Raw genomic sequence first — 13,865 nt, 5'->3', positions numbered from 1 at the left:
CCAATCGCGGGACAAGCCCGCTCCCACAGGTTTGGCGCCATGCGCTGAACCTGTGGGTGGGCCAGATCTTTGTGGGAGCGGGCTTGTCCCGCGATGCGGTGCGCAGCACCGCCCTCGTTCCGGTATCTGAAATCATGACTACGACCACCGCCCAACTGCGGGCCTCACCCCTGGACGCGCTCCAGCGCTGGTTACCGAAACTGGTACTGGCGCCGAGCATGTTCATCGTGCTGGTGGGCTTCTACGGCTACATCCTGTGGACCTTCGTCCTGTCGTTCACCACCTCGACCTTCCTGCCCACCTACAAGTGGGCGGGCCTGGCCCAGTACGCGCGGCTGTTCGACAACGACCGCTGGTGGGTGGCGAGCAAGAACCTGCTGGTCTTCGGCGGAATGTTCATCGGCATCACCTTGGTGATCGGCGTGCTGCTGGCGGTGTTCCTCGACCAGCGTATCCGCCGCGAAGGGGTGATCCGCACCATCTACCTGTACCCCATGGCACTGTCGATGATCGTGACCGGCACCGCCTGGAAGTGGCTGCTCAACCCGGGCATGGGCCTGGACAAGCTGCTGCGCGACTGGGGCTGGGAGGGCTTTCGCCTGGACTGGCTGATCGACCCTGACCGGGTCGTCTATTGCCTGGTGATCGCCGCGGTATGGCAGGCCTCGGGCTTCATCATGGCCATGTTCCTTGCCGGGCTGCGCGGCGTCGACCAGTCGATCATCCGTGCTGCGCAGATCGACGGTGCGAGTATGCCGCGCATCTACTGGACCGTGGTGCTGCCGAGCCTGCGCCCGGTGTTCTTCAGCTCGCTGATGATCCTCTCGCACATCGCCATCAAGAGCTTCGACCTGGTGGCCGCGATGACCGCCGGTGGCCCTGGCTATTCCTCGGACCTGCCCGCGATGTTCATGTACTCGTTCACCTTCAGCCGCGGGCAGATGGGCATGGGCTCGGCCAGCGCGATCCTGATGCTCGGCGCGATCCTCGCGATCCTCGTGCCCTACCTGTATTCCGAGCTGAGGACCAAGCGCAATGACCACTAATCTCGACAAGCCGGCCCTCAGCCTGGGTCGCATCGCCATCCACGCCGTGCTGCTGCTGGCCGTGCTGCTCTACCTGGTGCCGCTGGTGGTGATGCTGCTGACCAGCTTCAAGACCCCGGAAGACATCAGCACCGGCAACCTCTTGAGCTGGCCGGAGCTGTTCACCGCGATTGGCTGGGTCAAGGCCTGGGGCACGGTCAGTGGGTATTTCTGGAACTCGATCCTGATCACCGTTCCGGCGGTGCTGATCTCCACGGCCATCGGCGCCCTGAACGGCTACGTGCTGTCGATGTGGCGCTTCCGTGGCTCGCAACTGTTCTTCGGCCTGCTGCTGTTCGGCTGCTTCCTGCCATTCCAGACCGTGCTGCTGCCAGCCTCGTTCACCCTCGGCAAGCTGGGCCTGGCCAGCACCACCTCGGGGCTGGTGCTGGTGCACGTGGTCTATGGCCTGGCCTTCACCACGCTGTTCTTCCGCAACTACTACGTGAGCATTCCCGAGGCGCTGGTCAAGGCTGCACGCTTAGATGGTGCCGGGTTCTTCACCATCTTCCGCCGCATCATCCTGCCGATGTCGACGCCGATCATCATGGTCTGCCTGATCTGGCAGTTCACCCAGATCTGGAACGACTTCCTGTTCGGCGTGGTGTTCTCCAGCGGCGATTCGCAACCGATCACCGTGGCCCTGAACAACCTGGTCAACACCAGCACCGGTGCCAAGGAATACAACGTCGACATGGCCGCGGCAATGATCGCCGCACTGCCAACCCTGCTGGTCTATGTGGTCGCAGGCAAGTATTTCGTGCGTGGGCTGACCGCCGGCGCAGTCAAGGGGTAAGTCATGGCAACGCTCGAACTTCGCAATGTAAACAAGACCTACGGCACCGGCTTGCCGGACACCCTCAAGGATATCCAGCTGGCGATCAAGGACGGCGAGTTCCTGATCCTGGTCGGCCCTTCCGGCTGCGGCAAGTCCACCTTGATGAACTGCATCGCCGGCCTTGAGAACATCACCGGCGGGGCGATCCTGATCGATGACCAGGACGTTTCCGGCATGAGCCCGAAGGATCGTGACATCGCCATGGTGTTCCAGTCCTATGCGCTGTACCCGACCATGAGCGTGCGCGAGAACATCGAGTTCGGCCTGAAGATCCGCAAGATGCCGCAGTCGGCGATCGACGAGGAAGTCGCGCGGGTGGCCAAGCTGCTGCAGATCGAGCACCTGCTCAATCGCAAGCCGGGCCAGCTCTCCGGCGGACAGCAGCAGCGCGTGGCCATGGGCCGGGCGCTGGCGCGCAGGCCGAAGATCTACCTGTTCGACGAGCCGTTGTCGAACCTCGACGCCAAGCTGCGGGTCGAGATGCGCACCGAAATGAAACTGATGCACCAGCGCCTGAAAACCACCACGGTGTACGTGACCCACGACCAGATCGAGGCCATGACCCTGGGGGACAAGGTCGCGGTGATGAAGGACGGCATCATCCAGCAGTTCGGTACGCCCCAGCAGATCTACAACGATCCGGCCAACCTGTTCGTCGCCAGCTTCATCGGCTCGCCACCCATGAACTTCATCCCCGTGCGCATCAGCAAGCAGGACGGGCGCCTGTTCGCCCTGCTCGACAGCGGCCAGGCCCGCTGCGAACTGCCCCTGGGCGCGGCCAGCGAAGCGCTGGACGGCCGTGAGGTGATCCTCGGCGTACGCCCCGAGCAGATCGCACTCGGTAGCGCCGAAGGCAACGGCTTGCCGGCGGTGCGTGCAGAAGTGCAGGTCCTGGAGCCCACCGGGCCCGACCTGCTGGTGTTCGTCACCCTCAACCAGACCAAGGTCTGCTGCCGGTTGGCGCCGGATGTCGCCTGCAATGTCGGTGACAGCCTGAACCTGCAGTTCGATCCGGCGCGGGTCCTGCTGTTCGACGCGAGCAGCGGCGAGCGCCTGGACCTGCCGACAGCGGACGCGCCAGTCAAGGACAACGTGACACGTATCAAGGGACGTTGAAGCAGCAAACCATCGATAACAAGAAAAGAGGAAACAAGGGATGGACCATCGCAAGCGTATCAAGGCACTAGGCTCGCTGACCCTGCTCGCCCTCGTGGGCAGCAATGGCGCGCATGCTGCCGAGGCTTTCTCCAGCGAGTCGAAATGGATGACTGGCGACTGGGGTGGGGCTCGCACCGAGCTGTTGGAAAAAGGCTACGACTTCACTCTCGACTACGTGGGTGAAGTGGCCGGTAACCTGCACGGTGGCTACAACAACGACAAGACCGCACGCTACAGCGATCAGTTCGCCCTCGGCGCGCACCTGGACCTGCAGAAGATCCTTGGCTGGCACGATGCGGAGTTCAAGCTGGCGATCACCGAGCGTAGCGGACGCAACCTGTCCAATGACCGCATCAGCGACCCGCGCGCCGGGCAGTTCAGCTCGGTGCAGGAAGTCTGGGGCCGTGGCCAGACCTGGCGCCTGACGCAGATGTGGGTCAAGCAGAAGTACTTCGACGGCGCGCTGGACGTGAAGGTTGGCCGCTTCGGTGAAGGCGAGGACTTCAACAGCTTCCCTTGCGACTTCCAGAACCTGGCGTTCTGCGGTTCGCAGGTGGGCAACTGGGTGGGCGGCATCTGGTACAACTGGCCGGTCAGCCAGTGGGCGCTGCGGGTGAAGTACAACATCACGCCGGAGTTCTTCGTCCAGGTCGGTGCCTATGAGCAGAACCCGTCCAACCTCGAGACCGGCAACGGCTTCAAGCTCAGTGGCAGCGGGACCAAGGGCGCGATCCTGCCGGTGGAAATGGTCTGGTCGCCGAAGGTCAACGGCCTGCCGGGCGAATACCGCCTGGGCTACTACTACAGCACCGCCAAGGCCGACGACGTCTACGACGACATCAACGGCAACCCGCAGGCGTTGACTGGCCAAGCCTTCAAGTCGCACTCGAGCAAGCATGGCTGGTGGGTCGTGGCCCAGCAGCAGGTCACCGCGCACAACGGCGATGCCAACCGCGGCCTGAGCCTGTTCGCCAACTTCACCGTGCACGACAAGGCCACCAACGTGGTGGACAACTACCAGCAGGTGGGGATGGTCTACAAGGGCGCGTTCGATGCACGGCCCAAGGATGATATCGGCTTCGGCATCGCGCGCATCCACGTCAACGACGACGTGAAGAAGCGCGCCGAACTGCTCAACGCCCAGAGCGGTATCGACGACTACGACAATCCGGGCTTCGTGCCACTGCAGCGCACCGAGTACAACGCCGAGCTGTACTACGGCTTCCACGTCACCAACTGGCTGACCGTGCGCCCGAACCTGCAGTACATCAAGAGCCCGGGCGGTGTGGACGATGTCGACAACGCGTTGGTCGCAGGCTTGAAGATTCAGTCGTCATTCTAAGAAAAATTGTTGTAAATTTACGCCATCCACCCCCACACCCCGAGATCCACTGTTCTGCAGTGGATCTCGGGCTTGGGTAAAGACAGCGCTATCTCAAACAACAAGAGCTTTCTGAACATGTCTGAACATCCGCTCCATCGCTTTTTCACTTCGCAACGGCCACGGCCGGTTTTCGAGTGGGAGCGTCACCAGCAGCGCGATGTCCTGATCATCGATCACCCATGCTGCCAGGCGGTGTTCAGCCGCCAGGGCGCACAATTGCTGCACTTTCAGCCGACCGGCGAGAAACCCTGGCTGTGGTGCGCCGAACAATGGCCACAGGTCGGTGCGATCCGTGGCGGCGTGCCGGTGTGCTGGCCCTGGTATGGCCGTCATCCCAGCGAGGACCTGTGGCCGGCTCATGGCTGGGGGCGCTTGCTGGACTGGAAGCTGCTCGACAGCCGCGAAGACGAGGAGGGCGTCACGCTCAAGTGGCGTCTGGACCTGTGCGACTGGCAGGTCGACTTGCACGCCCGGCTGGGCTCGAGCATGGAACTGCGCCTGTGCACCGAGCACCAGGACAGCGAACCCTGCCAGCTGAGCCACGCATTGCTGGCGTTCTGGCGCATCAGCGATGTGTCGCAGATCGCTTTGTCGGGCCTGGAGGATATCGACGGCTACGACCGCCTCAACCGACAGGCATGCCGTGAAGATGGCGTGCTCACGCTCAAAGGGGGGTGCCAGAAGGTCTACCCGGGCACGCCGAAGGTGCAGTTGCATGACTCGGCCTGGGCGCGCGAACTGTGCATCGACACCAGCGACAGCGACGACACGGTGGTCTGGCACCCTGGCAATCGCCCATTGATGGGGGTGAGCGGGCGCGAGAGCCAGGGGTTCGTCTGCGTCGAGGCTGCCAGTGGCAGCGGCGAAGGATTGAGCCTGGCGCCCGGGCAGCGCGCGCAGTTGCGGCTGCAGGCGCATCGGCTCAGTTGAGTCAGCTGTCTTCGGCGGGGTAGCGGCTGGCGTTGAGGCTTTCCTTGATCTTGCGCAGGTGTGGCTGGAAATCCGAGCCGCGGCGCAGGGTCATGCCGGTGGCCAGCACATCGAGCACCGTCAACTGGATGATCCGCGAGGTCATCGGCATGTAGATGTCGGTGTCCTCCGGCAGCGGCAGGTGCAGGCTCATGCTGCAGGCCTTGGCCAGGGGTGAACCGGCGGCAGTGATACCCAGCACCGAGGCGCCGTTTTCCCTGGCCTGTTTCGCCACTTCGACCAGTTCGCGGGTGCGCCCGGTGTAGGAAATGATCACGAACAGATCGCCGGTGTGCGCGACCGATGCCAGCATGCGCTGCATCAGCACGTCGGGGTGTGCCGACACCGCCAGGTTGAAGCGGAAGAACTTGTGCTGGGCGTCCATGGCCACCGGCGCCGAGGCGCCCAGGCCGAAGAAATGGATCTGCCGGGCCTGGATCATCATGTCCACGGCGCGGCTGACCTGCTGCGGGTCGATCTGCTGGCAGGCGCTGTCGAGCGATGCGATGGCGCTGGCGAAGATCTTCTGGGTGTAGGCGGCAGGATCGTCGTCGGCTTCCACCGCGCGGCTTACGTAGGCCGCGCCGCTGGCCAGGCTCTGCGCCAGTTGCAGCTTGAGCTCGGGGTAGCCGCTGACGCCGAACGAGCGGCAGAAGCGGTTGACGGTCGGTTCGCTGACCTTGGCCGCCTGGGCCAGGGCGGCAATGCTGAAACGGGTGGCCTGCTGCGGGTTGAGGAGGATGACTTCGGCGACTTTGCGTTCGGCCTTGTTCAGCTCGTCGAGGCGTCCCTGGATCTGTTCCAGGAGGTTTCGCACACGGTCCATGGGATGTCCTTGGGTCGGAAAGACGGCCGGCTGAGGGAACAGTCGGCTTTTTGCACGGTTGTCTATCGTACTGATGGTGGGATTGTCATACCACTTGTCTGTAATCGCTGTACGAGATGTTGTTATTTTTACTACATCGCGCTTGAAAATTGTCATCGAAAACGGTATTTCTAGGCCAACTTTAATAAAAGAACCAACATCATGGTTGCTATCAGTGTAGAACCTTGCACATTCGCCCTCTTTGGCGCCCTTGGCGACCTGGCGTTGCGCAAGCTGTTTCCTGCCCTCTACGAGCTGGACCGCGCCGGCCTGCTGCATTCCGACACCCGGCTGCTGGCCCTGGCCCGCGAAGCTGGCACCCCCGAGCAGCACCTGGCGAACATCGAAGCCCAGTTGCGCCGCTTCGTGCCGGCTGCCGATATCGAACCCCAGGCCCTGCAACGGTTTCTCGACCGCCTGAGCTACCTGCACCTGGACTTTGTCCAGCCCGAAGGCTACCAGGCCCTGGCCGAGCAGGCCGGTGAAGGGCAGCCACTGATCGCCTATTTCGCCACTGCGGCGGCGGTCTACGGGGCCATATGCGAAAACCTCGACAAGGCCGGCCTGGCATCGCGCACCCGCGTCGTGCTGGAAAAACCCATCGGGCACGACCTGGAGTCGTCGCGTCGGGTCAATGACGCCGTGGCGCGCTTCTTCCCCGAAAGCCGGGTCTATCGCATCGACCACTACCTGGGCAAGGAAACGGTACAGAACCTGATCGCCTTGCGCTTTGCCAACAGCCTGTTCGAAACCCAGTGGAACCAGAACTCCATCTCCCACGTGGAGATCACCGTTGCCGAGAAAGTCGGCATCGAAGGGCGCTGGGGCTACTTCGACAAGGCCGGCCAACTGCGCGACATGATCCAGAACCACCTGCTGCAGCTGCTGTGCCTGATCGCCATGGACCCGCCCAGCGATCTGTCGGCCGACAGCATCCGCGACGAGAAGGTCAAGGTGCTCAAGGCGCTGGCGCCGATCACCGGCGAGGGGCTGAGCACCCGTGTGGTGCGCGGCCAGTACATCGCCGGCTACAGCGACGGCACGCCGGTGCCGGGCTACCTGGAAGAAGAGAACGCCAACGCCCAGAGCGACACGGAAACCTTCGTCGCCCTGCGCGCCGACATCCGCAACTGGCGTTGGTCGGGCGTGCCGTTCTATCTGCGTACCGGCAAGCGCATGCCGCAGAAGCTGTCGCAGATCGTCATCCACTTCAAGGAAACGCCGCACTATATCTTCGCCCCGGAGCAGCGTTTGCAGATCGGCAACAAGCTGATCATCCGTCTGCAGCCCGACGAAGGTATCTCGCTGCGGGTGATGACCAAGGAGCAGGGGCTGGACAAGGGCATGCAACTGCGCAGCGGCCCACTGCAACTGAATTTTTCCGACACCTGGCGCAGCGCGCGGATTCCGGATGCCTACGAGCGTTTGCTGCTCGAAGTGATGCGCGGCAACCAGAACCTGTTCGTGCGCAAGGACGAGATCGAGTACGCCTGGACCTGGTGCGACCAGTTGATCGCCGGCTGGAAGAACGCCGGTGACGCGCCCAAGCCTTATGCGGCCGGGTCCTGGGGGCCCATGAGCTCGATTGCACTGATTACACGCGATGGGAGAGCCTGGTATGGCGATATCTGAACTGCAACTGCCGGCGACCGCGAAGGTTCACGCGCTGACAGACGCCAAGCGCCTGGCCGCGACGCTGGCCGGCGATGTGGCCGAGCGCCTGCGCGCCGCCATCGCCAGCAAGGGTCAGGCCTGTGTGGTGCTGTCTGGCGGGCGTAGCCCGGTCCCGTTTCTCGAGCAACTGGCCCAGGAAAAACTCGACTGGTCGAAGGTGACCGTGTCGCTGGCCGACGAGCGCTGGGTGCCGGTCGAGCATGCCGACAGCAATGCCGGGCTGCTGGCCCGGCACCTGCTCAAGGGCGAGGCGGCCAAGGCGCGGTTCATGGGCCTGTACCAGCGCGCCGACAACCTCGACGCGGCGGCGCAACAGGCCGACCAGGTGCTTGCCGACCTGCCGCCGATCGACGTGCTGGTGTTGGGCATGGGCGACGACGGCCATACCGCATCGCTGTTCCCGGACAGCCCGAACCTGGTCGAGGGCCTCGATCCAGAGAGCGCGCGCCGCTGCCTGCCATTGCTGGCACCGAGCGTGCCGCACCAACGCCTGTCGATGACCCGCGCGCTGCTGTCGAGCGCTGCTTTCGTCGCACTGTCCGTGCAGGGGTCAGGCAAACTCGCTACCCTGCGCGCCGCTCTGGCTGGCGACGACCTCACGCAAATGCCCATTCGCGCCTTTCTTCACGACCCCCTGGACATCTACTGGTGCCCATGAGCCAAGGATCCACTGTCATGACCACGCTTGAACGCCCACAACCTCTGCTCTCGATGGCCGAGAAAGCCGCCCGGATCGATGAGATCTGCGGCAAGGCGCGCATCCTGCCGGTGATCACCATCGCCCGCGAGGAAGACATCCTACCGTTGGCCGATGCCCTGGCAGCCGGTGGCATCCGTACCCTGGAGGTGACCCTGCGTTCGCAGCACGGTCTCAAGGCCATCCAGGTGCTGCGTGAGCAGCGTCCTGAACTGTGCATCGGTGCCGGCACCGTGCTCGATCCTGCGATGTTCGCGGCCGTGGAAGCGGCGGGGGCGCAGTTCGTGGTGACGCCGGGGATTACCCGCGAAGTGCTCGAGGCTGGTGTGCAGAGTGATATTCCGCTGCTGCCGGGCATCAGCACGCCGTCGGAAATCATGGCGGGCTACGCGCTGGGCTATCGTCGCTTCAAGCTGTTCCCCGCCGAGATCGTTGGCGGCGTGGCGGCGATCAAGGCCTACGGCGGCCCATTCGGCGATATCCGCTTCTGCCCGACCGGCGGGGTGAACCCGGCCAACGCGCGCAACTACATGGCATTGCCGAATGTGATGTGCGTAGGCGGGACCTGGATGCTGGATAGCAGCTGGATCAAGAACGGTGACTGGGCGCGGATCGAAGCCTGCAGCGCCGAGGCGATGGCGCTGCTGGACTGATACGAATTTCGTTGTGTGCTGTACGGCTTGTGGGGCGCTTGGTCGGCGCCCCTTTTTTTTATGTGCAGGTTTTGCCTCCATCATGGCCCGCCATGAAATGAAAAAGCCCGCATCGACCGATACGGGCTCTGTGTGCTGCGCGTGCCTTTACGCCGCCTTGGCGGCCTGCTGGCTCAGCGAGCGGTTCAATGCACTGAACAGTGCCTTGAAGCTTGCGGTGGTGATGTTCTCATCGATACCCACGCCATGCACCGGACGACCGCCGGCCACGCGCAATTCGATGTAGGCCGCGGCCTTGGCATTGGTGCCTGCACCGATGGCGTGCTCGTTGTAGTCCATGATCTCGACTGCAATCGGCAGCCCGGCTACCAGGGCTTCGAGGGCGCCGTTGCCCTTGCCGCGCCAGTGCAGGGTGGTCTCGCCTTCACCGGCGACTTCCACTTCCACGGCACTGTTGCCGTTCTCTTCCTGCAGGCGATGGCTGACCAGTGCATAAGGGGCGTTGGCCTGCAGGTACTCTTTGTGCAACAGGCTGTAGATCTGTTGGGCGGTCATTTCCAGGCCGAGACGGTCGGTCTCGCCCTGGACCACCTGGCTGAATTCGATCTGCATGCGGCGCGGCAGGCTGATGCCGTATTCCTGTTCGAGCAGGTAGGTGATACCGCCCTTGCCGGACTGGCTGTTGACGCGGATGACCGCCTCGTAGCTGCGGCCGATGTCGGCCGGGTCGATCGGCAGGTACGGCACTTCCCACAGCTCGCCGTCCTGCTGCTTGGCGAAGCCCTTGCGGATGGCGTCCTGGTGCGAGCCGGAGAAGGCGGTATGCACCAGATCACCGACATACGGATGACGTGGGTGCACCGGCAACTGGTTGCACTCTTCGACGACCTTGCGCACGCCGTCGATGTCGGAGAAGTCCAGTTGTGGGTCGATACCTTGGGTGTAGAGGTTCAGCGCGAGCGTGACCAGGTCGACGTTGCCGGTACGCTCGCCGTTGCCGAACAGGCAGCCTTCGGCGCGGTCGGCGCCAGCCATCAGGCCCAGCTCGGTGGCGGCGATGCCGGTGCCGCGGTCGTTGTGGGTGTGCAGGCTGATGATCACGCTGTCACGGCGGCTGACGTTGCGGCAGAACCATTCGATCTGGTCGGCGTAGACGTTTGGCGTGGCGACTTCCACGGTGGCCGGCAGGTTGAGAATGATCTTGTGCTCGGGGGTCGGATTCCACACCTCGATCACCGCGTCGCACACTTCCTTGGCGAACTCCAGCTCCGTGGCGCTGAAGGTTTCCGGCGAGTACTGGAAGGTCCAGTGCGTTTCCGGCTGCTGGGCGGCGTACTTGACGAACAGCTTGGCTGCGTTCACCGCGATGTCCTTCACGCCTTGCTTGTCCTGGTTGAAGACGATGCGGCGGAACGCCGGGCATGTGGCGTTGTACAGGTGGACGATGGCCTTCTTCGCGCCACGCAGGGACTCGAAGGTGCGGGCGATCAAGTCTTCACGGGCCTGGGTCAGTACCTGGATGGTGGTGTCGTCCGGGATGTGGCCGTCTTCGATCAGGGTGCGTACGAAGTCGAAGTCAGTCTGCGAGGCAGACGGGAACGACGCCTCGATCTCTTTCACGCCAACCTGCACCAGGGTTTTCCAGAAACGCAGCTTCTTCTCGGCGTCCATCGGCTCGATCAGCGACTGGTTCCCGTCACGCAGGTCGGAGCTGCACCAGATTGGCGCCTGGGTGATGGCCTTCGACGGCCAGGTACGGTCTGGCAGGTCGATGGTCGGGAAGGCGCGGTATTTCTTCGACGGGTCTTTGAGCATGGTCATTTGGAGCAATCCTTTAATGTGCGGCCTGATCGGGCCTGCCAAGCGATAACGAGATGAAGAGGCGAGGCGACGCGGTTCACCCAGGTAGTCGTGCACTGACCAGGCAAAGGCTGCGGTGTTGGCGGAGCAGAATGAGGGTGATCGAGGTTTTCATGCCCTCAACCCTAACCAGTGGGAGTGGGAGATGGCAAGTGTTCAAAAAAAATTGAGAGGAATGCTTAAAAAAAGCTTATGGGTGAGATTTTATGGCTGTCGTTTGATTGTTATTGATTTTTTATTGTGCCGAGGTTTGTTGCTGCGCAAGGTGATGCGACTGCGGCGCGGCCATCGCGGGACAAGCCCGCTCCCACAGGAAATCCCCGGTGTGAGCGGGCTTGTCACCGATCTCAGGGCTGGAACGCTCCGATGAAGATCGCCGGGTCCACTCGAGCATCGTTCAGGCTGACGTTCCAGTGCATGTGCGGCCCGGTTGCCCGGCCCGTGGAGCCGACCTTGCCGACCACGTCGCCGCGGCGCAGCACCTGCCCCGGTTGCACATCGACCTTGGACATGTGGCAGAACATGCTGATGAAGCCCTGGCCATGGTCGACGAACACCGTGCGGCCATTGAAGAAGTAGTCGCCAACCAGGATCACCTTGCCGTTGGCCGGGGTCTTGATCGGGGTGCCGGCGGGCACGGCGAAGTCCAGCCCGGCGTGGGGGTTGCGCTCCTCGCCATTGAAGAAGCGGCGCACGCCGAACTTGCTCGACAGGGGGCCATTGACCGGTTTGTCGAGGATCAGGTTGCTCGGCATGCCCGGGCTGAAGCTGCGGTATGCCTTGACCTGCTCGGCCAGCTCGCGGTCGATGCGCTTGAGGTCATCCGGCTCGGGATTGACCTGGCGCTTGTTCTTCAGCGTGATGTGCTGCTCGGGGTATTTCTTGCTGCCCACGCTGAAGGGCAGGGAGCGTGCGCCCTGGGTGAGGGTGGCTGTGCCGGGTTTCTGCGTCAGCGGGATACCGACGATGGCCAGCCAGGTGTCCTGTTCCTTGACCACCAGCACCGGCTTGCCGTCGAAGCGCGCGCTCGGTGCACTGGCGGCGGGGCCGAGGTCGACCACCGCCACGCCACCGGGGACTGGCTTGTTGAGGGTGCGGGTGATGTAGCTGGCCTGGGCCGTGCTGGCCAGCAGCAGGGCGCAGAGTGCGAGCAGGGGGGCAAGCAGACGGGGCATGTGTCAGTCCAGTAGAGAGAGGGTGACCGGAGTCTGGTGGTTGTCTTCGACCCGAACCTGCAGATCGCCTTCGTTCAGGCGCGCGGTCAGGCGCTGGCCGTTGCGGGTCTGGGCGGCGCTGCGGATGGCCTGGCCGCGTTCGTCGAGCAGGATGCTGTAGCCGCGGGCCAGGGTGGCCAGCGGGCTGACCACCTGCAGCGTCTGCAATTGCGCCTGGAAGCGCTGGCGGCGGTCCTTGAGCGTTTCGCGCATGGCCCGCGGCAGACGCTCGGCGAGGCTGTCCAGGCGCTGTCCGAGCAGCTTGAGGGTGCGCCCGGGATGCTGCGCGGCCAGGCGCGTGTCGAGGCGGCCCAGGCGTTGCTGGCGCTGGTTCATGTCGAGCATGAAGGCGCGGCGCAAGCGCATGTCCAGGTCATCCAGGCGCTGGGCCTGCTGGCGCAGGCGTTCGCCGGGGTGACGCAGGCGACGGGCCAGGCCTTCCAGGCGCAGGCGATCGTGGCTCAGGCGGTGCTGCATGCGCAGTAACAGGCGCCGCTGCAGGCTGTCGAGGCGTTGCTGCAGGCCGCTGTTGTCAGGTGCGAGCAATTCGGCGGCCGCCGAAGGGGTTGGGGCGCGCACGTCGGCGACGAAGTCGCTGATCGACACGTCGGTCTCATGGCCCACCGCACTGACGATAGGCGTCACGCAGGCGGCGATGGCACGTGCGACGGCTTTTTCGTTGAAGCACCAGAGGTCTTCCAGCGAGCCGCCGCCACGGGCCAGGATCAGTGCATCGAAACCAAGGCTGTCGGCCAGTTGCAAGGCGCGGACGATCTGGCCGATGGCTTCGCGTCCTTGTACTGCCGTGGGGACCAGGTTCAGCTCGACTTGCGGTGCACGGCGGGCAAAGACGCTGATGATGTCGCGGATCACCGCGCCGCTTGGCGAGGTGACGATGCCGATGCGGCGCGGGTGAGCCGGCAGCGGCTGCTTGCGTTCGGCACTGAACAGCCCTTCGTTGCCGAGCTTTTCCTTCAGCGCCTCGAAGGCCAGGCGCAAGGCGCCGTCACCGGCGGGCTCGACGGTATCGACGATCAACTGGTAATCGCCGCGCCCCTCGAACAGCGAGACCTTACCGCGTACCTTGACCGCCAGGCCGTCACGCAGGGCCTGGCGGACCCTGGCAGCGTTCTGCCGGAACAATGCACAGCGGATCTGGGCACCGCTGTCCTTGAGGGTGAAGTACAGGTGGCCGGAGGCCGGGCGGGCGAGGTTGGATATCTCGCCTTCCACCCAGACACTGCGGAACACGTCTTCGAGCAGCACACGGGCGCGGCCGTTGAGCTGGCTGACGGTGAGGACCTCGCGGTCCAGGCCGAGTCGTTCGAAAGGGTCTCTGATCATGGCGGGCATGATAAGGGGGAGGGTGGGGGGGGTATCAAGGGGCAGAGGGGGTTGGGCGCAGATAGCATCTGGGCGGTCTGTGGCCTGGCTTGGGATTTTCGGAGATCTTGAGATCGAGCGCCGC

The 13,865-nt window shown here is 63.8% G+C and carries 12 protein-coding genes; 8 read left to right on the top strand and 4 right to left on the bottom strand.

Translation table 11 applies throughout. The features are described from left to right. The first annotated feature begins 134 nt into the window (after positions 1-134). From HU729_RS22620 to HU729_RS22600, 5 genes are all read left to right on the top strand, one after another. Positions 135-1,046: a sugar ABC transporter permease gene (locus HU729_RS22620; protein ID WP_054895154.1), complete on the top strand. Its 912-nt coding sequence runs from the start codon at positions 135-137 to the stop codon at positions 1,044-1,046. Then, positions 1,036-1,881 carry a carbohydrate ABC transporter permease gene (locus HU729_RS22615; RefSeq protein WP_186667963.1) on the top strand — a complete coding sequence of 282 codons (846 nt, stop codon included), beginning with the start codon at positions 1,036-1,038 and terminating at the stop codon, positions 1,879-1,881. Before HU729_RS22620 ends, HU729_RS22615 begins: the two co-directional genes overlap by 11 nt. 3 nt (positions 1,882-1,884) lie before the next feature. Continuing rightward, positions 1,885-3,039, top strand: a complete 1,155-nt coding sequence (gene ugpC, locus HU729_RS22610; RefSeq protein ID WP_186711605.1) for a sn-glycerol-3-phosphate ABC transporter ATP-binding protein UgpC — start codon at positions 1,885-1,887, stop codon at positions 3,037-3,039. Positions 3,040-3,079: 40 nt separating this feature from the next. Continuing rightward, complete coding sequence (locus HU729_RS22605) at positions 3,080-4,423, top strand: carbohydrate porin (protein ID WP_186667967.1); 1,344 nt, start codon at positions 3,080-3,082, stop codon at positions 4,421-4,423. A gap of 117 nt (positions 4,424-4,540) precedes the next feature. After that, positions 4,541-5,395, top strand: a complete 855-nt coding sequence (locus HU729_RS22600) for a D-hexose-6-phosphate mutarotase (protein WP_186667969.1) — start codon at positions 4,541-4,543, stop codon at positions 5,393-5,395. A 1-nt stretch (position 5,396) separates the two neighbouring features. Here HU729_RS22600 and hexR read toward each other — a convergent pair whose 3' ends face one another. Next, entirely contained in the window at positions 5,397-6,251 is an 855-nt protein-coding gene (gene hexR, locus HU729_RS22595; RefSeq protein ID WP_200604055.1) for a DNA-binding transcriptional regulator HexR, read from the bottom strand. Positions 6,252-6,461: 210 nt separating this feature from the next. Here hexR and zwf point away from each other — a divergent pair, with 210 nt between their 5' ends. From zwf to HU729_RS22580, 3 genes are read left to right on the top strand one after another with little or no spacing between them, the layout of a single operon-like run. Beyond that, positions 6,462-7,931 carry a glucose-6-phosphate dehydrogenase gene (gene zwf / locus HU729_RS22590; protein WP_186667971.1) on the top strand — a complete coding sequence of 490 codons (1,470 nt, stop codon included), beginning with the start codon at positions 6,462-6,464 and terminating at the stop codon, positions 7,929-7,931. Further along, complete coding sequence (gene pgl, locus HU729_RS22585; RefSeq protein ID WP_186711604.1) at positions 7,918-8,631, top strand: 6-phosphogluconolactonase; 714 nt, start codon at positions 7,918-7,920, stop codon at positions 8,629-8,631. Before zwf ends, pgl begins: the two co-directional genes overlap by 14 nt. Before the next feature lie 17 nt (positions 8,632-8,648). Continuing rightward, on the top strand, positions 8,649-9,323 hold the full coding sequence (locus HU729_RS22580) for a bifunctional 4-hydroxy-2-oxoglutarate aldolase/2-dehydro-3-deoxy-phosphogluconate aldolase (RefSeq protein WP_054895162.1): 675 nt from the start codon (positions 8,649-8,651) through the stop codon (positions 9,321-9,323). Between the two features lie 147 nt (positions 9,324-9,470). Here HU729_RS22580 and leuA read toward each other — a convergent pair whose 3' ends face one another. The 3 genes from leuA to xseA all read right to left on the bottom strand — a co-directional run bounded on the left by leuA (position 9,471) and on the right by xseA (position 13,741). Next, positions 9,471-11,144 (bottom strand): 2-isopropylmalate synthase, encoded by a 1,674-nt coding sequence (leuA, locus tag HU729_RS22575; RefSeq protein WP_186667975.1) that lies wholly within the window; start codon positions 11,142-11,144, stop codon positions 9,471-9,473. Positions 11,145-11,530: 386 nt separating this feature from the next. After that, positions 11,531-12,358 (bottom strand): M23 family metallopeptidase, encoded by an 828-nt coding sequence (locus HU729_RS22570; RefSeq protein ID WP_186711603.1) that lies wholly within the window; start codon positions 12,356-12,358, stop codon positions 11,531-11,533. A 3-nt stretch (positions 12,359-12,361) separates the two neighbouring features. Then, the gene (gene xseA / locus HU729_RS22565; RefSeq protein ID WP_186711602.1) at positions 12,362-13,741 is read right to left on the bottom strand and encodes an exodeoxyribonuclease VII large subunit; all 1,380 of its coding nucleotides are present in this window, start codon (positions 13,739-13,741) and stop codon (positions 12,362-12,364) included. Positions 13,742-13,865: the final 124 nt, after the last annotated feature.

Source organism: Pseudomonas sp. RW10S2 (genome assembly GCF_014268985.1).
Taxonomy (GTDB): Bacteria; Pseudomonadota; Gammaproteobacteria; order Pseudomonadales; family Pseudomonadaceae; genus Aquipseudomonas; species Aquipseudomonas wayambapalatensis.
The sequence above is the reverse complement of the archived record's forward strand: the minus strand, read 5'-3'. Positions and strand labels throughout refer to the sequence as shown.